This window comes from Vibrio sp. 1078-1 (assembly GCF_033340475.1).
This window is the reverse complement of the sequence record NZ_JAWOWM010000822.1, coordinates 1-533: the sequence shown is the minus strand read 5'-3', so window position 1 is coordinate 533 and position 533 is coordinate 1. Positions and strand designations below refer to the sequence as shown.

At 43.0% G+C, this 533-nt stretch carries 1 protein-coding gene and 1 pseudogene; both read right to left on the bottom strand.

Going from position 1 to position 533, the window contains the following annotated elements; all coding sequences use genetic code 11:
• A pseudogene (locus R7190_RS30280) lies at positions 1 to 261 on the bottom strand (hypothetical protein); the annotation flags it as partial.
• Position 262: 1 nt separating this feature from the next.
• A partial coding sequence (locus tag R7190_RS30275) for an Hpt domain-containing protein (RefSeq protein ID WP_318138263.1) occupies positions 263 to 533 on the bottom strand: 271 nt, incomplete at its 5' end.

Genomic DNA, 533 nt, shown 5'->3' with positions numbered 1-533 from the left:
AATCAGAGCCTCAGCAGTCAAATTCGCAGGCAGCTGTTTGTCGCCTTCCAGATACAAAGCACCTTGAATACTCAACTCTTGAACGTCTTGCACAGGTTCTTCCTCAATCGCAGGCATTAAGTTCACCCAAAGATTGCTCTTTAGTTCAACATTCACCTGATTCATCGTAATTTGGCTGCCTTGTTGCCAGTTCACTTGAGGAACAGAACTACAACCTACGAGCGATGCAATAAGTAAGGCTACGGGTGCAAGTTTCTTCATGTTATTTCCTTTGATCTAACCAACTTTTGAGTACCTGAATATCGTTTGGGTATTCATTCTTTATCTCTTCGACCCAGTCAGAAATATTTTCCCACCATGCCGGCATATCCGGGGATTGCGCTTTTTGAGCAACGCTTTGGATACGTTTAAGACCAATAGATCCTGCCGCACCTTTGATTTTATGCGCTTCAGAAACAATGCCATCCTGATCTTTTGCGGTCATGTTTGAGTCTAATACCTCAATGTAATCTGGCATCATGTCTTCAAACATC